Here is a 19,239-nt window from a genome sequence, read left to right as displayed (position 1 = left end):
TAAGCGAATTCATAGATTTCAAAAAAATTATTGCTTTAGCTCGAGGCGGTCAGCACTATCCCGGGTGAACTCAAAAGTAGAGATCCAATCGAGCACGTCTATTTGCTTGCGCATCTCAGAAGGAAATGGGCCAAACGGAGCTGATGCGCGCACAATTGCCAGCGCCTGTCGATCTAACTCGGGATTACCGGAGCTGCGACCAATGGAAAGGCCGTCCTTACCCTGCGCACTACTAGTAATGCGACCTTGAGCGTCTACGCTGACTACGATCACTAAGCTGCCATATAAGGGGCGCCCATTGGCTCGAGGGAAAAAAGCGCTCCCATAGGCTTCAATCTTTTGGCGCATGGCATCGTAATAATGGGCAAAGCTCACTGCTTTTGTATTGGTGCCCGTTAATATCTTCCGACGTGGCTCGCGTCCATTAACCTGCAAACGCTTTGCTAACTCGGCCTCTAAAGAATTGAGTTGAGGGGCAATTTTTTGCTCTTCCCCACTTTTGCGCCCACCTGCACGAGCTCGCTGCTCATCGAGTTTGGCCAACATTTGTTTTTGTTGCTTCTCTAAGACTTCAAGACGTGCTTCCGCACCCAATCTTGCTCGGTGCAAAGCAGTGGCATCTTGGTCCTCTGTTTTACCGCCACCCTGTAAGTCAGCTTGCGCTAATTTGTTTGCTTGCTTAGGTGGTAGTGTGTTGCTGGCGTTCACCAGCACCACACTTAAAGGGGTGTTGAGGCGGCGATTCTGAATCTCACCAAATCCCCAACGAATAGAGAGAAAAAGGGCGTGAATGAAAAGTGATACGCACAGCGCCAACCAAAAAGGATGGCGACGCCAAGTTTTTGGAATGTAGGCAATAGCTTTACCTAATTTTTCAGGCGGGGCCATTTCATTTGACTTCATTTGCGCTGCCATCTTCTTCGGCGCCCTCCGAAGGTATAAGACCATCTTCAGCGACTTTCTCAGGCGATTCAATCTTTGTTTCAATCTCAAGCACTCTGACTGCTGCGCTCAATTGCAATAAATCAATATCGGCAACTACTACTTCAGCACGCGTCATGCGGGGATGGCTGGCCAACTCTGGAATGGGTAGATGCAATGGAATCAACTCCAGTCTAGACATGCCTTCTTTTAGATGACACACAAACACATTCTTAGAGTCACCGTCTTGAGAAATCCAACGCAAGCACCAGTATTTCTCTAATCTATCCTGGTACTCTCCATAAGTTTGATAACAAGCTTCAAAGTCAGCAGCAATGCCCATCAGAGTGGCATCGCGCGGTGGGAATGGTGCGACCATCTTGGCCGTAACACCATGCTTTGCCAAAGCAATCAGTTGCCACTGGTTCACCAAATCAGAGTAGCGCCGTAGCGGCGAGGTACACCAAGCGTAGTAATCCAAACCTAGGCCCTCATGAGGTCCTGGAGTGGTTTGCATCCGTGTGCGCAAAGGACCCCATCCTTTCTGAGTTCTAAACAGACCAGGCAAGCCATGATCAGCCAATAATTGACCAGAAGCACTATTACAAAAAATCATCCACTCCGCAACAATCGTATCGAGAATAGAACCCCGTTGACGCGGGACGATCTCCACACGTACAGCTCCATCCAGATCTTGTATCTGAAAATGAAAGTCTCTTGCGAGGGCATTCGGGTCAATTAACCCCAGTTGCTCAGCACGAAGTCCATTTGCAATGCGCTTTTCTTGTCGTCCAGCATGAAGCTGTTTTGCGGCTTTCCATAAAATAGCTAACTCTTTGCGATACGAATAGCTCGCAGACTCATCGGCAAGACTTTCTTCGCTCACCAGATGCTCAATATCCTCAAGTCGGAGATTGGCCACCATTGGCACCATCTCGGCACGCATCTGCAAGGACTCTCGATCCAGCACCCCTTCGACATCAATATCCACATAGATTGAAAGAGCCGGACGTGCAACACCCTCATCCAAGGAAAACTGTTCAATCACTGAATCAGGCAACATCGTAATTTTGTCGCCCGGAAAATATACGGTAGACATGCGACTACGCGCCACCTGATCCAAAGGATCATCCTTGTTAATTGCTAATCCAGGCGCAGCAATATGAATGCCGATTCGATGTCCGCCAGCAGGCAAATCCGTGACCGATAAAGCATCATCAATCTCGGTAGTGCCGGAGTCATCGATAGAAAAGGCTTGCACTTCTGCTATTGAGAGTTCTGCAATCGCAGCAGCATAAGCATCTGGGTCAACTCCGATGCCCTCATTGTGGGCAGCTCCACCAGGGAAGTGAGTCTTTAAAAACATGCCTTGGTGATAGGCCAATGGAGAATCAATCGCACCACAACGAATCATTAGCTGGGCTGGAGATTCACCTGTCTCAGTACAAGCAGCGCTCAAAGCCTTGTATGCGGAGGTATTTTTATCTGGAGAAAATAAGAGTTGTGAGGCAGATGACTTGAGAGCTTCAGGGAAAGTGCCTATGACCAATTCTTTTTGCCAATCGGCCTGCTGCTCTAATTCTTTTTGTTTACGCTCTAATGCAACCAACCCTGCCTGTAACTGCTCAAGGGGAGCTCGTTGAAAGCGGCCGCGACCCTTGCGGCGAAAAAATACTGGGGCACCTTGTAAAGCAATCGCTAAGGCAAGCTGCTGTGCAATGCTTGCCTGCGCACCAAAATATTCCAACGACACCTCAACCAAACCAAACTCTTCATCTGGAGCGCAATCCCAAAGCAACTGTAGATCAATCTCTTTCGATAAGATATTGGCTTCATCCATTACTGCTTGTGCCTCTGGTTTTTCAAAGCGCAACCAAACTTCCTTCGCCTTTAGTTTGATTTTCTTGCCTGAAAGACTAGTTGCTTGCCATGACTCCGTATCGCCCGAACCAGATGCAGACTGCACTGTGGCGATTTTGATATCGCCGCCCTCTTCGTATAAAAGATTCATACTTAGAGCGAGATCCCGCCGCTAGCCTCTAAAGCAACTCCATTGACGTAGCTAGCCTCATCGCTGGCCAGAAATAAATAGACATTGGCCATTTCTTCAGGGGTACCAAGTCTGCCAAGCCAACTGCGCCTCTCGATATCCTGCAAAATATTTTCTGGCATGGCTTTTACCATCTCGGTCGCAATAAATCCTGGGCAAACGGCGTTTACGCGAATGCCTTTGGACCCGAGCTCACGCGCCCAAGTTTTGGTAAAACCAATCACGCCAAACTTCGTAGCTGAGTAATTGGTTTGACCAAAATTACCGTAAATTCCAACAACGCTTGAGGCATTAACGATAGCACCCGATCCTGCTTCGAGCATATGAGGAACGACCAACTGCGTGCAGTTGAAAACCCCTTTTAGATTGACATCGATCACGCTATCAAACTGCGCCTCAGTCATCTTTACTAAACGCGCATCCTGAGTAATACCAGCGTTATTAATCAAGATGTCGATGCGGCCATGTTTTTGCATTACTTCATCTACTACCGCCTGAATACTGACGCGATCAGTCACGTCCATTGCATAAGCTTCCGCATTCGGAACCTGCGCGGCAGCATCTTTTACAGCCTCAAGATTGATACCAGCAATGATCACTTTTGCACCCTCTTGCCCAAAACGCTGTGCCGTGGCAAAGCCAATTCCCTTGGCAGCGCCTGTAATGATTGCCACTTTGTCTTTTAATCTGTTACTCATTTTTTCCCTCTATTTACGTCTATTAGACCGCAATGGCCTGTAATATTTTTTGATGTACCCCGCCAAATCCGCCATTACTCATCACTAGGATGTGATCACCAGGCTTTGCCTCCTTAGATACAGCCTTGACTAAAGCCTCCAGATCATCAAAAGCTTGCGCCTTAGCTTGCTCTTGAGCATTGAGTGGTGACAACACTTCCTGCAAATCCCAGCCTAAAAATTCTTTACCAGCGTTGGCACCGTAGGCAAATACCTTATCCGCTGCTTGCAGGCTTGCCGGTAATTGGGCTTTCATCACCCCAAGCTTCATCGTATTGGAACGAGGCTCCAAGATGGCCAAAATTCGGGCATTACCTACGTGACGACGCAAACCATCTAGCGTAGTAGTAATGGCAGTTGGATGATGCGCAAAATCGTCATACACCGTAATGTTATTAGCAACGCCAATTGTCTCTAAGCGGCGTTTGACATTCTTAAATTGAGCTAATGCCCTTGCTGAATCTAGAGGAGAAATGCCAATGTGATTTGCTGAAGCGATGGCAGCTAAGGCATTGAGTTGATTGTGGCGTCCCATCACCCCAGAATCTACAGCCCACTTCACATTCGCTACCTCTTTGCCAGACTTGCGCACAATGAAACCATCTCCTTCTTGAGCAATTAACGACCATTCATTTGCAACTTCGTGCCCAAAACGCTCAACTGGCGCCCAAGCACCGCGTGTGACTACCCGCTCCAAAGCAGGCTCCTCAGCATTCACAACCAACAGACCATCGCTAGGTACGGTGCGAACTAAATGATGGAATTGAGTTTCTATTACCGCGAGATCGGCAAAAATATCGGCATGGTCAAATTCCAAATTGTTGAGCAAAGCAGTGCGGGGTCTGTAGTGAACAAACTTACTGCGCTTATCAAAAAACGCCGTATCGTATTCATCAGCTTCAATCACAAAATATTGACTCTCACCTAAGCGTGCCGATACGGTGAAATTCAGAGGCACGCCACCAATCAAATAACCTGGTTTGTAGCCATTCAATTCTAAAATCCATGTGAGCATGGCCGCTGTGGTGGTCTTACCATGCGTGCCAGCAACTGCTAAGACGTGTCGACCGTATAAAACTTGTTCGCCTAGCCACTGCGGTCCAGAAATATAAGACAGACCTTGATTCAGAATGGCCTCCATCAATAGATTACCCCGAGAAACCACATTTCCGATAACAAATAAATCAGGCATCGTCTCAAACTGCAATAATTGGTCTGGTGAAAATCCTTCAATCAGTTCGATGCCTTGAGCCTCAAGCTGAGTACTCATTGGCGGATAGACGTTAGCGTCGCAACCAGTAACACGATGTCCGGCCTGCCGAGCAATTGCGGCTATGCCGCCCATGAAAGTACCGCAAATGCCCAAGATATGTATATGCATCTGCGAATTTTAGCGAAGGAGTTGCAATGAACCGAAGACAATGGCTCATCATCGTCGTAATTAGTCTACTGGCATTGCTTGGGGGCACCCTTACTTCGCAGTGGATTTCCAAAACAGGGCTTGCGAGCGAGCCCTCCATCAAAGCCTTTTTTGCCAATGCTTGGCAATCACCCGATGGAAAGCCCATAAATTCGGTTGAATGGCAGGGAAAAGTCTTGGTGGTGAACTTTTGGGCCTCCTGGTGCCCTCCTTGCGTCGAGGAAATGCCTACTTTAGATCTGCTTCAGCAAGAATTTTTGCAGCAAAATGTCGTATTTGTCGGCATCGGTATTGATTCACCCTCTAATATTCGCGAATTCCTGAAAAGCACCCCTGTCTCCTACCCAATTGTGATTGGCGGCCTGGAGGGTAGCAGCCTGTCAAAACAAATGGGAAATACTCAAGGAGCCCTACCTTACACAGTGATCATCAGCGCCAAAGGAAAAGCCGTCTACACAAAATTAGGAAAGATAAACGAAGAAGAGCTCAGAAAATCAATTAAATCTGCTTTATAAGATATTTTGTTGAATTTTAGAAATTAAGCTATTGTTTTAAATTGCTTAACTTTTAGGCAATTAGTTGGATTATTTTTGATATTCGTCTACCTAAATAGAGAAAAATCTGCATTTGCATCTGTTTTTAATCTTTTAGCCCCGCTAGGAATGTATACTGCCTTCCTTAACAGTTGATGTAAATCAATGGCCAGGTTAGCTAAAGCCCAATTAAGCAATTAACTCCTAACTGCCTCTAAAAATAGGGATCTATGTCAAAAAAAGCTTCAATTCTCGTAATTCAGGGTCCAAACCTTAATCTATTGGGAAGCCGTGAACCAGAGGTTTATGGAAAAACTACACTCGAAGAGATCCATAGAAAGTTAGAAGATCTGGCTAAAGCCCAATCTGTGGATTTGAGTACCTATCAAAGTAATCATGAAGGCGAACTGATTGATCGCATTCAAAAAGCAAAACAAGATGGGGTTGATTTCATCATCATCAATCCCGGAGCATTTACCCATACCAGCGTTGCACTACGTGATGTTTTGGCTGGAGTGGCAATCCCTTTTGTGGAAATCCATCTATCCAACATTCACCAGCGTGAAGAATTCCGCAAACATTCCTATTTATCCGATATTGCTACAGGCGTGATCTGTGGTCTCGGAGCAATCGGTTATGAATTGGCGCTGCAAGCAGCTATTGCCCGTCTACAAAAATAAGCTTCATTAAAGAATTACAAGAGAGGAAGTACTCGCATGGATCTGAGAAAATTAAAAACCTTGATCGACCTAGTCTCTGAGTCGGGCATTTCTGAATTAGAGGTTAATGAAGGTGAAGACCGTGTTCGCATTGTTAATGCCGGATCTTCAGCGCCAACTGGGCAAGTGGTTTATGCAACTCAACCAGCACCAATTATGCAAGCTCCGCCGGCCACCAATCCAGAGTCTGCTCCCTCAAGTACTGAGACACTAAGTACTGATACCGGTTTTGTTGCACGCTCTCCGATGGTTGGTACTTTCTATCGCGCGGCAAATCCAGAGTCACCAAACTTTGTCAATATTGGTGATACGGTAAAAGTAGGCCAAACACTTTGCATTATTGAAGCCATGAAGTTGCTCAATGAGATTGAATCCGAACAAGCTGGCGTAATTAAAGAGATTCTTTGTGAAAATGGTCAAGGGGTCGAGTTTGATCAACCTCTGTTCATCATTGCTTAATTCATCAAGCCCTCTAATCCATTTTTACTTAACTTAGAGCTGCCATGTTCGATAAGATTCTGATTGCCAATCGGGGGGAAATTGCTCTCCGCATCCAGCGGGCCTGCCGCGAGTTAGGAATTAAAACTGTAGTGGTCTACTCCACTGCAGATAAAGAAGCCAAATATGTAAAGCTCGCTGATGAAGCAGTATGTATAGGACCTGCTCCATCGCCGTTAAGCTATCTCAATATGCCAGCCATTATTTCGGCTGCTGAAGTAACCGATGCTGAAGCAATTCACCCCGGCTATGGCTTCCTCTCTGAGAATGCTGACTTTGCTGAACGCGTTGAAAAATCAGGCTTTGCCTTCATTGGACCGACTGCAGCATCAATTCGCCTGATGGGCGACAAGGTATCCGCAAAACGCGCCATGATTAAAGCGGGTGTGCCTTGCGTGCCCGGTTCTGAGGGCGCCTTACCCGATGACCCAAAAGAAATTATTGCTACGGCTAAAAAAGTAGGGTATCCAGTCATCATCAAAGCCGCTGGTGGCGGTGGTGGACGTGGCATGCGTGTTGTGCACACAGAAGCCGCACTCCTAAATGCCGTCAATATGACGCGTGAAGAAGCGGGACGTGCTTTTGGTAATCCAGAAGTCTATATGGAGAAGTTTTTAGAAAAACCTCGCCACGTAGAGATTCAAATTCTGGCGGATACGCATGGCAGCGCAATCTGGTTAGGCGAACGTGACTGCTCAATGCAGCGTCGCCATCAAAAAGTTATTGAAGAAGCGCCCGCACCTGGTATTGATCGTCGCTTGATTGCGAAGATTGGCGAGCGCTGTGCAGAAGCCTGCCGTAGGATTGGCTACCGTGGTGCAGGAACCTTTGAGTTTCTTTATGAGAATAACGAGTTCTTCTTTATCGAGATGAATACCCGCGTTCAGGTTGAACACCCTGTAACTGAAATGATTACTGGTGTCGATATCGTTCAAGAACAGATTCGGATTGCTGCTGGCCTGAAACTAGCCTATCGCCAAAAAGACATTGTGTTCCGTGGGCATGCCATTGAATGCCGCTTAAATGCGGAAGATCCTTTCAAGTTCACTCCAAGCCCAGGCAAAATAGGGTCCTTCCATATGCCAGGTGGCCCCGGAATTCGTGTGGATTCACATGCCTACAGTGGCTATGTTGTGCCTTCAAATTATGACTCGATGATTGGTAAGTTAATCTCTTACGGCAATACTCGCGAACAAGCGATCCGCCGCATGCAAATTGCTCTCTCAGAGATGGTCATTGATGGCATTACGACTAACGTACCTTTGCACCGTGAACTCATGTTGGATCCGAACTTCATAGAAGGTGGTACCAGCATTCATTACCTAGAGCATCGGCTAGAAGAGCAAGCCGCTAGTCGCGGAAAACCTTAATTCATGCGAGTGCCTTATGTCTTATCGTGAACTCGTATTCACGGTAGCGGCTGAAACTGCAGAACCTTTAGGTGATGTGCTGTTGGAATTGGGCGCCCTTTCCGTCACCGTAGAAGATGATGCTGCCGGTGGATACGATGAAAACCCCTTGTATGGAGAGCCTGGCCTGTCTCCAGAAGTTCAAGCATGGGATAGATCTTCGGTTACCGCCCTCTTTAATCCAGAGATAGATGCTTCTGCTAGCGCAGAATTTATTCCAGAGTTATTGACCTCCCTAAAAGAGTCTGGCTTTCACTTATCTACGCCACAAGAAAACATTGTTGAAGAGCAAGATTGGGTGCGGCTTACCCAAAGTCAGTTTGCCCCGATTCAGATTGGAAAACGCATTTGGGTGGTTCCATCTTGGCACGAAGCCCCAAGCGATCCAAACGCTATTTGTTTAGCAGTCGATCCAGGTTTGGCTTTTGGTACTGGCAGTCATCCAACTACCCACTTATGTTTACTTTGGCTGGAAGAACATTCTGGGCTTCACAATCAAAGCCTGCTTGACTACGGATGTGGCTCAGGAATCTTGGCCATTGCAGCGGCCAAATTGGGCTGCAAACCAGTGATTGGTACCGATATCGACCCGCAAGCGATGGTAGCAGCGCGCAGCAATGCAGAAATTAATCACACCGAGATTCAGTTCGTTCTGCCTAACGAAGATGCGCAAGAACTTGCTGCAGAAACTAAATATGACATTGTGATGGCCAATATTCTGGCGAATCCACTGCAAGTGCTTGCTCCCGCATTGGTTAATAAAATGCGTTTAGGCGGTCAGATTGTTCTCTCTGGAGTGTTGGCTCGTCAGGCCGAAGAGGTGATGGCGACCTATAGCCAATGGCTAGAACTCTCCGTCTGGAAAGAAAGTGAAGGTTGGGTTTGCCTGCATGGCACTCTCAGTAAAGAGTGGTGGAGTACTAAAGAGACTCGTTTTGCTGCACCTGCGCAAAAAAAAAGAATTCGGTTAGCACTACTTAGCTTTTTTTTAGTCTTACTTCTTGTGTTTGCAGAGCACCTCTCCAGAAATACACTGCTTCCATCACTAGCTCCACGTGTTGATGGCACATCGAATGCTTTTGCAGTCACTGCATTTTCTGCATTACAGCGGGTTGATGAGAAATTATGTAGTGCACTAGGATGCTTCAATCGCCCTGTGAGGGATTTTTCTGCTTGGAAAATAACTTCTGCCACCCTATCTCCTGAAAACGCGCGAGAGGGGCTTAAAAGCCCCACAAATCAATCGATACTACAAGTTGCAATACAAAATCGTCTTGCGCTTGCTGTTTTAGCTCCTAATTTAGAAATTTCTCTTACTGATGCAGAAGAGTCTGAGATCAAATCAATCCAATTAACACCAAAAGAATGGCTACCTATCACCTGGCAAGAATCTCATACTGATTTTTTACGTAACGGCATTGCCTCAGGCGAACAAATCCAAACTGATTTACCTCTTTCGTTGCCAGCAAATGCTGCAGGCTTTCGAGTGAGGGTGTTTTACCCCCAAACGCAACCCTAAATTCGCTTGAGCTTTATTCTTACTATTATTCACTTTTATTCGTTTTCACTATTTACAGAAAGTAATACATGGCTAGCTTGATCTGTGGCTCTATCGCCTACGACACCATCATGAACTTTGAAGGCAAATTCGCTGATCAAATCTTGCCTGAGCAGATCCACATTCTGAACGTCGCCTTTTTAGTCCCCACAATGCGCCGAGAGTTTGGTGGTTGCGCTGGCAATATTGCTTACAACCTGAACCTTTTAGGCGGCGATCCCATCATCATGGCCACTGTTGGTGGTGATGCAGCCCCTTACCTAAATCGTCTAAAAGAACTGAATATCGACGCTAGCCACATTCGTCAAATCGATGAAGCATTTACTGCGCAGGCCATGATCACCACTGATCAAGCCAATAATCAAATCACCGCATTTCATCCTGGTGCCATGGGTGAATCACACTTAAATAAAGTTTCTGCAGTAGTAGCGGAGCGCAGTAAAAACAGCAAGGGCTCAGCTAAGTTAGGGATCGTGGCCCCAGATGGTCGCCAAGGAATGTGGGATCACTGTCATCAATTAGCCGATGCGAACATTCCCTTTATTTTTGATCCCGGCCAAGGCTTACCCATGTTTAATGGTCCCGAGCTCCTTGAGCTGGTTGATATCGCGAGTTATTTAGCTGTCAATGACTATGAGGGAGAAATGCTCGCCCAAAGAACGGGGCTTACCCTGACAAAAGTAGCTGAGCGTGTAAAGGCATTGATTGTTACTAAAGGTGCTGAAGGCGCAGATATCTATTCTGGTGGTAAGTGCATTGCCATTCCACCAGTACCAGCAGCAAGAGTAGTAGACCCAACAGGATGTGGCGATGCTTTCCGCGGTGGATTGCTTTTTGGATTGGAGAGCGACATGGATTGGGAAATTACTGGTCGCCTAGCAAGTTTGTTGGGTTCAATCAAAATTACCCACCAAGGACCACAAAATCACCAATTAAGCAAAGATGAGATAGCAGTTCAATTCAAATCCGCGTTTGGCTTCAGTTTCTAGCCCGGATCACTCTCTGTGGGCTTTTGCCCAAACTATCAACAAAAAGTAAGCAATAAAAAAGGGGTCTCGTGAGAGACCCCTTCGAGTAACACCCGTCTGTTAAGGACGTGTGCCAGTTGGGAAGGGCCAAGCAGCAGCAGGATTCAACGCACTAGTCGCTGGTGCAGCTTTCTTAGCCGCGGGCTTTTTTACAGCAGGGCCCGCTTTCTTCGCAGTAGGCTTAATTACTTTTTTTTTGCAGCTGGACGCTTTTTAGCAGCTGGACGCTTTTTAGCGGCTGGCTTCTTTGCGGCAGCTTTTTTAGCAGCTGGGCGCTTCTTAGCAGCAGGACGCTTTTTAGCAGCAGGACGCTTTTTAGCGGCAGCTTTTTTAGCAGCTGGACGCTTCTTAGCGGCAGGCTTCTTTTTAGCTACTTTTTTAGCAGCTGGTTTCTTAGCAGCTACTTTTTTCTTAGCAGCTGGTTTTTTTGCAGCAGGTTTTTTCTTGGCGATTGCCATAGTATTGCTCCTTCACGTGAGGATTAGTACAAACTTCCGATTAAGAAGACCCGACCATTCATTTCCGCCTGGTTTTGCAACCACTTGGATCTGACGAGCGAGCCATTCATCGGCGCGCGGCTTGATGCTAAGTGCTGCACGCTAATGAATCTTGGAAAAAAAGCCGTGACCCCAAAAGGTAACGGCTTCTTAAATATGCTGGAAAAAATTGAGGGAATAGTACAGGCACCCTTAAACAAGGGTTTTCGGATTTGAGTCTGGTTTTGCTGACTTCTAAAACTATCCAACCGTCTAATCTCCTATTTAGCCAGTTGTGCGCTTTCTTATTACTTTGTTACTCCCAATTCAGCGCACCACCGGTTTGATACTCAATAACGCGTGTCTCAAAAAAGTTTCGTTCTTTTTTCAGATCAATCATTTCTGACATCCATGGAAATGGATTCTCTTCATTTGGGAACATCGCGTCAAGTCCTATTTGCAAACATCTGCGATTACAGATGTATCTTAGGTACCCTTTGAACATCGGAGCGTTCAATCCGAGCACTCCTCGAGGCATCGTATCTTCGGCATAACGGTACTCTAATTCGACCGCTTTTTCGAAGATCGATTTGATCTCGTCTTTGAACGCGGAAGTCCATAACTGCGGGTTCTCCAGCTTAATTTGATTAATTAAATCGATGCCAAAATTACAGTGCATTGACTCGTCGCGAAGGATGTATTGATACTGCTCAGCAGCACCCGTCATTTTGTTTTGACGACCCATTGCAAGTATTTGCGTAAAACCAACATAAAAGAATAATCCTTCCATTACGCAGGCAAAAACGATGAGCGAACGCAGTAATGTTTGGTCAGTTTCTAATGTGCCAGTCTTAAAATTTGGATTAGTAAGCACATCAATGTAAGGAATTAAGAACTCATCTTTAGCGCGAATCGAGTCAATCTCGTGATACGCATTGAAGATTTCACTCTGGTCTAAGCCCAAGGATTCCACAATATATTGGTATGCATGGGTATGAATTGCCTCTTCAAAAGCCTGACGTAATAGGTATTGACGGCACTCTGGCGCAGTAATGTGGCGGTAAGTACCCAAAACAATATTGTTGGCCGCCAACGAATCGGCAGTGGTAAAGAAACCGAGGTTGCGTTTAATAATGCGGCGCTCATCCTCTGTTAAACCATTCGGATCCTTCCAAAGCGCAATATCGCGGTTCATATTGATCTCTTGTGGCATCCAATGGTTTGCGCAACCAGCTAAATACTTCTCCCACGCCCACTTATATTTAAATGGTACCAACTGATTCACGTCAGTCTTGGCATTAATAACGCGCTTATCAGCTGCATTCACACGCAAGGCTACGCCACCAGATAAATTGGCGACCTCTACCGGCGCAGGCGCTACGGTTTGTGCTGCCATCGCAACTTGATCTGGCTGCGGACGTTGTGGCTCCACTGCAAGCGGCTGCGGTACAAAGGCAGCTTTCGTTAGTGCTGGAGCAACTTCCTCATCCCAATTCAACATAACTCTCTCCTCAATTCTTCTATTTCTAGCCAATAAGCAAATCGCTTATTGGCAAGCTTCACATTCTTCGAAACCAGCATCGCCTGGACGCATTGTGCAAACCGGGCCGTCAGCTTCAACTCCGCCAGCAGCACTTGCAGCAGCTGCGTCGGTACCATTAACACCGCCACCGCTAGAAACGGAATTCAGCTGGCCGCTAGTAACAGTCGACTTCTCAACGTGCGTTGCGGCCATAGTGCGGAGGTAGTAGGTTGTCTTCAAACCACGCAACCAGGCTAATTTATAAGTGTCATCCAATTTCTTACCAGATGCACCGCCCATGTAGATATTCAAGGACTGTGCTTGGTCAATCCACTTCTGACGACGGGAAGCAGCCTCAACCAACCAGCTTGGCTCAACTTCAAAGGCAGTCGCGTACAAATCTCGCAAATCCTGTGGAATACGATCGATCTTCGACAAAGTACCATCAAAGTACTTCAAATCGGCAATCATTACTTCATCCCAAAGGCCGCGATCCTTCAAATCACGCACCAGGTACTCGTTCACCACTGTGAACTCACCAGAAAGGTTTGATTTCACAAACAGGTTCTGGAATGTTGGTTCGATACAAGCAGAAACGCCGATGATGTTCGAAATCGTTGCAGTTGGGGCAATCGCTACACAATTGGAGTTACGCATGCCATGTTGCTTGATGCGAGCACGTAAACCACTCCAATCCATTGCGGAAGAGTTGTCTACCTCTAGATAACCGCCGCGCTCAGCTGCCAACAACGCCACTGAATCTTGTGGAAGGATGCCTCGGTCCCATAAAGAACCTTTGTAAGTGCTATAAACGCCCCGCTCTTCTGCCAATTCGCATGAAGCTTGGTAAGCGTAGTAGCAAACTGCTTCCATAGAGGAATCCGCAAATTTCACAGCTTCGTCGCTAGCGTAAGGAATGCGCTGCATATGCAAGCAGTCCTGGAAGCCCATAATGCCCATACCAACTGGACGATGCTTCAGATTAGAGTTGCGTGCTTTTACAACAGCGTAGTAGTTAATGTCGATGACGTTGTCGAGCATACGCATTGCAGTGCGTACAGTCTTCTGGAGCTTCTCGTGGTCCAAAATCATCTTGCCACTAGCGTCGGTAGTCATATGCGCTGTTAAGTTCACAGAACCCAAGTTACATACGGCAATCTCGGTCTCGTTCGTGTTCAGAGTGATCTCTGTGCACAAATTAGAAGAGTGAACCACCCCAACGTGCTGTTGTGGGCTACGAATGTTACAAGGATCTTTAAACGTAATCCAAGGATGACCTGTTTCAAACAACATGCCAAGCATCTTGCGCCATAACTGCTGTGCGGGGATCCTGCGGAATGGCTTTAACTCACCACGGTCTGCTTTTTGCTCATAGGCTACATAAGCTTCTTCGAAGGCCTTACCGTACTTGTCATGCAAGTCAGGGGTATTGGATGGGGAGAACAAAGTCCAATCGCCATTTTCCATGACGCGCTTCATAAACAAGTCAGGAATCCAGTTGGAGGTGTTCATATCATGGGTACGACGACGGTCATCACCAGTGTTCTTGCGCAACTCCAAGAATTCTTCAATATCTAAATGCCATGTTTCCAAATAGGCGCAAACAGCACCCTTGCGCTTGCCACCCTGATTCACGGCAACCGCAGTGTCGTTCACCACTTTTAAGAATGGCACGACGCCCTGGGATTTACCGTTGGTACCTTTGATATGACTTCCTAGTGCGCGAACGTTTGTCCAATCGTTACCCAAACCACCGGCAAACTTCGATAACAGCGCATTCTCTTTTAATGCTTCGTAGATACCATCAAGGTCATCATCTACAGTCGTCAAATAGCAGCTTGAGAGCTGTGGACGTGTTGTCGCTGAGTTGAATAATGTAGGCGTGCTGGACATGAAATCGAATGTTGAAAGGATTTCATAGAATTCAATCGCACGCCGCTCACGGTCAAGCTCATTTAAAGACAAGCCCATTGCCACACGCATAAAGAAAGCCTGTGGCATCTCAATACGACGCTCTTCAATGTGCAAGAAGTAGCGGTCATACAAGGTTTGCAAACCAAGATAGTTGAACTGCAAGTCACGGCTAGCATTTAATGCTGCAGCCAAACGTGGCAAGTCAAATTCACGCATCCGTGGATCTAATAACTCAGCAGCAATACCTTCGTTGATGTATTTCGCAAAGTAAGTACCGTATTCAGCCTGCATATTGCCTTGCAATACCTCATGGCCCAAAATTTCTTTCCGAATCACATGCATCAAGATGCGGGCTGTTGCCTGGCTGTAAGCAGGATCTTTTTCAATCAAGGTACGGGAAGCCAAGATAGCTGAGTCATAAACTTGAGCCATTGGTACACCATCGTACAAATTCTTGATAGTTTCAGTAATGATTGGCGTGGCATCGATTTGATTACCCAAGCCTTCACAAGCTGCTTCTATCACTGTGCGCAAAGCAGCCATATCAAGCCACTTCTCTTGGCCCTCATCGGTAACCTTGATACCAGATTCACCAGCTTGATTAGCTACTTGAGTATCTTGAGATGATTCTTGTTGAGCCGCACGCTCTTGATTCCGTTTTTCACGATAGAGCACATAGGCGCGGGCAACGTTGTGCTCGCCACTGCGCATCAAAGCCAATTCAACTTGGTCTTGAATATCCTCAATATGGAAAGTGCCCCCATTTGGACGGCTACGCAATAAAGCACGCACAACGGAATTGGTTAATTGTTCAACCTGCTCACGCACGCGTGCAGAGGCAGCTCCCTGGCCACCATTAACCGCTAAAAATGCTTTGGTTACTGCAATGGCAATTTTGGATGGCTCAAATGCAACAACAGAGCCATTACGGCGAATAATTTTGTAGTCAGACAATTGTGTTGCCTGCGTGCCACCAACACCACCAGCCACAAAACCAGCAGAAGGGGCTTGATTGATCTCCCCCGCAGGACCCATTCCTGGGTTATTCGCTCCAGTTGGCTGGCCTGCCGTTAGTGGATTTGCGTATGTCATGTTGCTCCTGCTTATATATAGTTATTTGGACAAATTATCGTTAAAAAACAATAGGGTATTACGGGGTTTAAACACTACATCTAGTGTCATTAACTGCATTGGGTACTAAGTATAGGGAAATATTCAGTCTTTTGTAAGTTATTTATGACAAATTTTTGTCAGTACTTTCACTAGGTTTTCATCTTTTTTTAAGGTCAAGTTGGTGCTGAATTTTTAGACCTTTTAAGTAAAAGGCTAAACAAGTGAGCATATGCTCACATGAAACCATTTTCTCTAGCGTGAAACCACGCCGTAAGGCATTTTTTCTGGCGCAATAGCCGTCTCTTTTTGGAACCTTTCCCAATCAAAATATTTTCCTGGGTCTGTTTTTCGATCGGGCGCGATATCGCTATGCCCTGCAAATTGAAGATTTGGATAACTACTTAATAATTTTTGAACTAGTTGAGTTAATGATTTGTACTGAGTCTCAGTAAAAGGAGTATTGCCATCCCCTTCTAATTCAACGCCGATAGAAAAATTATTGCACTTTTCCCTGCCCATAAATGAGGATGAGCCTGCGTGCCAGGCTCTATTTTGGGTCGGTACAAACTGAACTAATTCACCTGTGCGAGTAATCAGAAAATGACTGGAAACTTTTTGGTCTGCTATTTCAGCAAAATACGGATGCTTATTAGGATCAAGTGTATTTTGAAAAAAATCCACAATATGGCGACTAGAGTCTTGGTTTTTAAATTCACCCGGCGGAAGACTGATGTGATGAATAACAAGTAAGTCAGGCTGCATATTTTCCAATCTAACATCTTGATTAGGGGAGACACGCCAAGACGCAGAACCGATCCAGCCCCGCTCATCCAGCGCTTGAAGATGCTCTTTTGAACAATAAAAGCGTCCATCATTTACCATCGCATCTGCTTGAGGTAGATGAACTTTGCAATATTGACATTGAACCATTGTTTGCGGCTTTACCGCTGCTGGAGCCTTATTGGCATTGGGCTTGACCATATTTTTTTGTTTAGTTTTGAGTTGCTTCTGACCCTTAAACCAAAGGTAAAAAACACCAACACCTAAAAACAATAGAATCCACTTAAGCAAGGGTCATACTCTCTGAAGGATTACTTCCAGCACGAAACGACTGCCGACATAAGCCAAAAGTAAAGCAGTGTATGCGCTTAATACCCAACGAATCGCAGCTCTGCCGCGCAAGCCCACTCGCCAACGCGCGATTAGTAAGCCTGCAAATAAGAACCAAGAAACTAATGCAAAAATCGTTTTGTGATCAAAGACCAAAGGCTTTCCAAATAGCGCTTGAGAAAACAACAAACCAGAGAACACCGTTAAGCTCAAAAGCGCAAAACCAACGTAAAGCAAATTAAATAGCAGGCTTTCCATTGTCATTAACGGTGGCAAGTCTTCGAGCCAATGGGCGATACGACTATTGGGGACAATGGCTAATTGACGGTGTAATGCGCGATCCTGCACGCTCATCAGCATGGCGTGCATAGCCGCCAAACTCAACAGGCCAACTGAAATGGTTGCCACAATAAAGTGTCCCTTGAACCATGGGTCAGCAACTGCCTTAGGTGAGATTAAGGTTCCTGGAAATAGATTTGGCAACAAGGTGCAAGCAAAGGCAAACAGCAAAGCCATCCAACGCAAACTGGAAATGGGCATAAACCAAGACTGAAACCAGTAAAAGGCAAGTCCAACCCAGGCAATGAGCGATAAATCTTGGGCAAAGCCAAAGACAAACCCTTCAGAAGTGAAGACTGAGTCATGCAGCTCAATGGCATGCACCAATAAAGCCAAGAAAATGCCTACCTGTATAAGCCCAGCGTACAAGGGAGACTCCACGCTACCCTTAGCTCTTGAGCCCAAAATGAGCAAAAGAATCAAGTAAAGCGCGGAAGGGAGCCAACCCGAACTTGAGTAACCTAAAATATCCATCTGGAAAGTCTAATCGATAAATGCTAGAGAACCTCACCGACCGTCTATCCCGTGTTGTGAAAACAATGCGGGGACAAGCCCGGCTTACTGAAGCCAACACCGCAGAAATGCTGCGGGAGATCCGTTTGGCCTTACTGGAGGCCGACGTAGCGCTACCAGTAGTGAAGTCACTACTAGAACAAATTAAATTTAAAGCCCTTGGCGAAGAAGTGGTTGGCAGCCTTAGCCCTGGTCAAGCCCTGGTTGCTGTAGTTCAGCGTGAACTTGCCCAAGTCATGATGGGCGACACTCAGCAAAGTGGCGAGCTGAATTTAGCAACCCAGCCTCCCGCGGTCATTTTGATGGCAGGTTTGCAAGGTGCGGGTAAAACTACCTCCGTTGGCAAGCTAGCAAAGTGGTTGCAAGAAAAAAAGAAAAAGAAGGTTCTGACTGTTTCTTGTGACGTATATCGTCCAGCCGCTATCGAGCAGCTAGAAACGGTTACCAAGCAGGTTGGTGCGGAATTTTTTCCGAGCAACATCAATCAAAAACCAAACGATATCGCTCTAGCAGCTCTAGACTGGGCACGCCGTCATTATTTTGATGTAGTAATAGTAGATACCGCAGGTCGTTTGGGTATTGATGAAGCACTCATGCAAGAAATTAAAACCTTACATGCAAGCTTAAATCCGATTGAAACCTTATTTGTAGTGGACGCCATGCTGGGCCAGGATGCCGTCAACACCGCAAAAGCCTTCCATGAGGCCCTACCCCTTACCGGCATCATCCTAACGAAGTTAGATGGTGATTCCCGCGGTGGTGCAGCCCTTTCTGTTCGCCAGGTAACAGGAGTACCGCTCAAGTTTATTGGTGTGGCCGAAAAAATGGATGGCCTTGAGGCCTTTGATGCCGTGCGCATGGCTAACCGCATTTTGGGCATGGGCGATATTCTGGCCTTGGTTGAACAAGCGCAGCAACATGTTGATGTTGCCAAAGCTGAAAAGCTGGCAAGCAAAATTTCAAAGGGTGGGTTTGATCTCGGAGATTTTCGGGATCAACTCATGCAAATGCAAAAGATGGGTGGCATGGCAAGCTTGATGGATAAACTTCCGAATCAAGTCGCTCAAGCGGCATCCAAAACCAACCTGAGTAATGCTGACAAACAAACCACCCGCATGCGCGGCATTATTGACAGCATGACCCCACGCGAACGTAGCAAACCAGAGCTCCTCAAAGCCAGTCGCAAACGTCGCATTGCGGCAGGGGCTGGCGTCGAGGTTCAAGAGGTCAACCGCCTACTTGCTCAATTCGAACAAATGCAAACCATGATGAAGCAATTCAAAGGTGGAAAAATGGCGCGCACTATGGCAACCATGGCTGCGAAAGGAGCCACCAAAGGTATTGGCGGGCTCTTTAAGAAATGAACTTCAAGACTAACT

15 protein-coding genes and 2 pseudogenes are annotated in these 19,239 nt (G+C 46.5%); 8 read left to right on the top strand and 9 right to left on the bottom strand.

The features are described 5' to 3' along the window. Positions 1-27 precede the first annotated feature (27 nt). From ICN45_RS07670 to mpl, 4 genes are read right to left on the bottom strand one after another with little or no spacing between them, the layout of a single operon-like run. Positions 28-903 (bottom strand): energy transducer TonB family protein, encoded by an 876-nt coding sequence (locus ICN45_RS07670; RefSeq protein WP_255531121.1) that lies wholly within the window; start codon positions 901-903, stop codon positions 28-30. Next, positions 890-2,932, bottom strand: a complete 2,043-nt coding sequence (locus ICN45_RS07665) for a ribonuclease catalytic domain-containing protein (RefSeq protein WP_216175046.1) — start codon at positions 2,930-2,932, stop codon at positions 890-892. The genes ICN45_RS07670 and ICN45_RS07665 overlap by 14 nt, the downstream gene beginning before the upstream one ends. Before the next feature lie 2 nt (positions 2,933-2,934). Further along, positions 2,935-3,669: a 3-oxoacyl-ACP reductase FabG gene (gene fabG / locus ICN45_RS07660; protein WP_216175044.1), complete on the bottom strand. Its 735-nt coding sequence runs from the start codon at positions 3,667-3,669 to the stop codon at positions 2,935-2,937. A gap of 22 nt (positions 3,670-3,691) precedes the next feature. Further along, positions 3,692-5,089 carry a UDP-N-acetylmuramate:L-alanyl-gamma-D-glutamyl-meso-diaminopimelate ligase gene (mpl, locus tag ICN45_RS07655; RefSeq protein ID WP_216175042.1) on the bottom strand — a complete coding sequence of 466 codons (1,398 nt, stop codon included), beginning with the start codon at positions 5,087-5,089 and terminating at the stop codon, positions 3,692-3,694. Positions 5,090-5,115: 26 nt separating this feature from the next. Between mpl and ICN45_RS07650 the strand changes: the two genes are divergently transcribed. From ICN45_RS07650 to ICN45_RS07625, 7 genes and pseudogenes are all read left to right on the top strand, one after another. Beyond that, positions 5,116-5,643, top strand: a complete 528-nt coding sequence (locus ICN45_RS07650) for a TlpA family protein disulfide reductase (RefSeq protein WP_216175040.1) — start codon at positions 5,116-5,118, stop codon at positions 5,641-5,643. A gap of 248 nt (positions 5,644-5,891) precedes the next feature. Further along, the gene (aroQ, locus tag ICN45_RS07645; protein WP_216175038.1) at positions 5,892-6,341 is read left to right on the top strand and encodes a type II 3-dehydroquinate dehydratase; all 450 of its coding nucleotides are present in this window, start codon (positions 5,892-5,894) and stop codon (positions 6,339-6,341) included. 36 nt (positions 6,342-6,377) lie between these two features. Continuing rightward, a complete protein-coding gene (gene accB / locus ICN45_RS07640) occupies positions 6,378-6,839 on the top strand; it encodes an acetyl-CoA carboxylase biotin carboxyl carrier protein (RefSeq protein ID WP_216175036.1) in 462 nt (153 codons plus the stop codon). A 44-nt stretch (positions 6,840-6,883) separates the two neighbouring features. Next, on the top strand, positions 6,884-8,248 hold the full coding sequence (accC, locus tag ICN45_RS07635) for an acetyl-CoA carboxylase biotin carboxylase subunit (RefSeq protein ID WP_216175034.1): 1,365 nt from the start codon (positions 6,884-6,886) through the stop codon (positions 8,246-8,248). 16 nt (positions 8,249-8,264) lie between these two features. Further along, positions 8,265-9,185 (top strand): annotated as a pseudogene (prmA, locus tag ICN45_RS10430) (50S ribosomal protein L11 methyltransferase); the annotation flags it as partial. Between the two features lie 105 nt (positions 9,186-9,290). Beyond that, positions 9,291-9,806: a DUF3426 domain-containing protein gene (locus tag ICN45_RS10425; RefSeq protein WP_500797056.1), complete on the top strand. Its 516-nt coding sequence runs from the start codon at positions 9,291-9,293 to the stop codon at positions 9,804-9,806. Between the two features lie 68 nt (positions 9,807-9,874). After that, a complete protein-coding gene (locus ICN45_RS07625) occupies positions 9,875-10,834 on the top strand; it encodes a carbohydrate kinase family protein (RefSeq protein WP_216175030.1) in 960 nt (319 codons plus the stop codon). Positions 10,835-10,933: 99 nt separating this feature from the next. Here the strand turns inward: ICN45_RS07625 and ICN45_RS10355 are convergent. From ICN45_RS10355 to ICN45_RS07600, 5 genes and pseudogenes are all read right to left on the bottom strand, one after another. Continuing rightward, a pseudogene (locus tag ICN45_RS10355) lies at positions 10,934-11,325 on the bottom strand (histone); the annotation flags it as partial. Between the two features lie 340 nt (positions 11,326-11,665). Further along, positions 11,666-12,850, bottom strand: a complete 1,185-nt coding sequence (locus ICN45_RS07615; RefSeq protein ID WP_216175028.1) for a ribonucleotide-diphosphate reductase subunit beta — start codon at positions 12,848-12,850, stop codon at positions 11,666-11,668. A gap of 45 nt (positions 12,851-12,895) precedes the next feature. Beyond that, the gene (locus tag ICN45_RS07610; RefSeq protein WP_439650796.1) at positions 12,896-15,820 is read right to left on the bottom strand and encodes a ribonucleoside-diphosphate reductase subunit alpha; all 2,925 of its coding nucleotides are present in this window, start codon (positions 15,818-15,820) and stop codon (positions 12,896-12,898) included. A 330-nt stretch (positions 15,821-16,150) separates the two neighbouring features. Next, entirely contained in the window at positions 16,151-16,951 is an 801-nt protein-coding gene (ampD, locus tag ICN45_RS07605) for a 1,6-anhydro-N-acetylmuramyl-L-alanine amidase AmpD (RefSeq protein ID WP_255531168.1), read from the bottom strand. A 21-nt stretch (positions 16,952-16,972) separates the two neighbouring features. Further along, a complete protein-coding gene (locus ICN45_RS07600) occupies positions 16,973-17,821 on the bottom strand; it encodes a cytochrome C assembly family protein (protein ID WP_216175024.1) in 849 nt (282 codons plus the stop codon). 20 nt (positions 17,822-17,841) lie between these two features. Here ICN45_RS07600 and ffh point away from each other — a divergent pair, with 20 nt between their 5' ends. Beyond that, positions 17,842-19,224, top strand: coding sequence for a signal recognition particle protein (ffh, locus tag ICN45_RS07595; RefSeq protein ID WP_216175022.1), 1,383 nt, complete (start codon positions 17,842-17,844; stop codon positions 19,222-19,224). Positions 19,225-19,239 lie beyond the last annotated feature (15 nt).

This window comes from Polynucleobacter alcilacus (genome assembly GCF_018881545.1).
Classification (GTDB): domain Bacteria; phylum Pseudomonadota; class Gammaproteobacteria; order Burkholderiales; family Burkholderiaceae; genus Polynucleobacter; species Polynucleobacter alcilacus.
Note: the sequence above shows the minus strand (reverse complement) of the source record. Positions and strands in the feature narration are given on the sequence as shown.

What these genes read in the sequence shown, in the direction of transcription:
- ICN45_RS07670 (WP_255531121.1), bottom strand. Translation starts at nt 903, where the DNA reads ATGAAGTCAAATGAAATGGCCCCGCCTGAAAAATTAGGTAAAGCTATT.
- ICN45_RS07665 (WP_216175046.1), bottom strand. Translation starts at nt 2,932, where the DNA reads ATGAATCTTTTATACGAAGAGGGCGGCGATATCAAAATCGCCACAGTG.
- fabG (WP_216175044.1), bottom strand. Translation starts at nt 3,669, where the DNA reads ATGAGTAACAGATTAAAAGACAAAGTGGCAATCATTACAGGCGCTGCC.
- mpl (WP_216175042.1), bottom strand. Translation starts at nt 5,089, where the DNA reads ATGCATATACATATCTTGGGCATTTGCGGTACTTTCATGGGCGGCATA.
- ICN45_RS07650 (WP_216175040.1), top strand. Translation starts at nt 5,116, where the DNA reads ATGAACCGAAGACAATGGCTCATCATCGTCGTAATTAGTCTACTGGCA.
- aroQ (WP_216175038.1), top strand. Translation starts at nt 5,892, where the DNA reads ATGTCAAAAAAAGCTTCAATTCTCGTAATTCAGGGTCCAAACCTTAAT.
- accB (WP_216175036.1), top strand. Translation starts at nt 6,378, where the DNA reads ATGGATCTGAGAAAATTAAAAACCTTGATCGACCTAGTCTCTGAGTCG.
- accC (WP_216175034.1), top strand. Translation starts at nt 6,884, where the DNA reads ATGTTCGATAAGATTCTGATTGCCAATCGGGGGGAAATTGCTCTCCGC.
- ICN45_RS07625 (WP_216175030.1), top strand. Translation starts at nt 9,875, where the DNA reads ATGGCTAGCTTGATCTGTGGCTCTATCGCCTACGACACCATCATGAAC.
- ICN45_RS07615 (WP_216175028.1), bottom strand. Translation starts at nt 12,850, where the DNA reads ATGTTGAATTGGGATGAGGAAGTTGCTCCAGCACTAACGAAAGCTGCC.
- ICN45_RS07610 (WP_439650796.1), bottom strand. Translation starts at nt 15,820, where the DNA reads ATGGGTCCTGCGGGGGAGATCAATCAAGCCCCTTCTGCTGGTTTTGTG.
- ICN45_RS07600 (WP_216175024.1), bottom strand. Translation starts at nt 17,821, where the DNA reads ATGGATATTTTAGGTTACTCAAGTTCGGGTTGGCTCCCTTCCGCGCTT.
- ffh (WP_216175022.1), top strand. Translation starts at nt 17,842, where the DNA reads ATGCTAGAGAACCTCACCGACCGTCTATCCCGTGTTGTGAAAACAATG.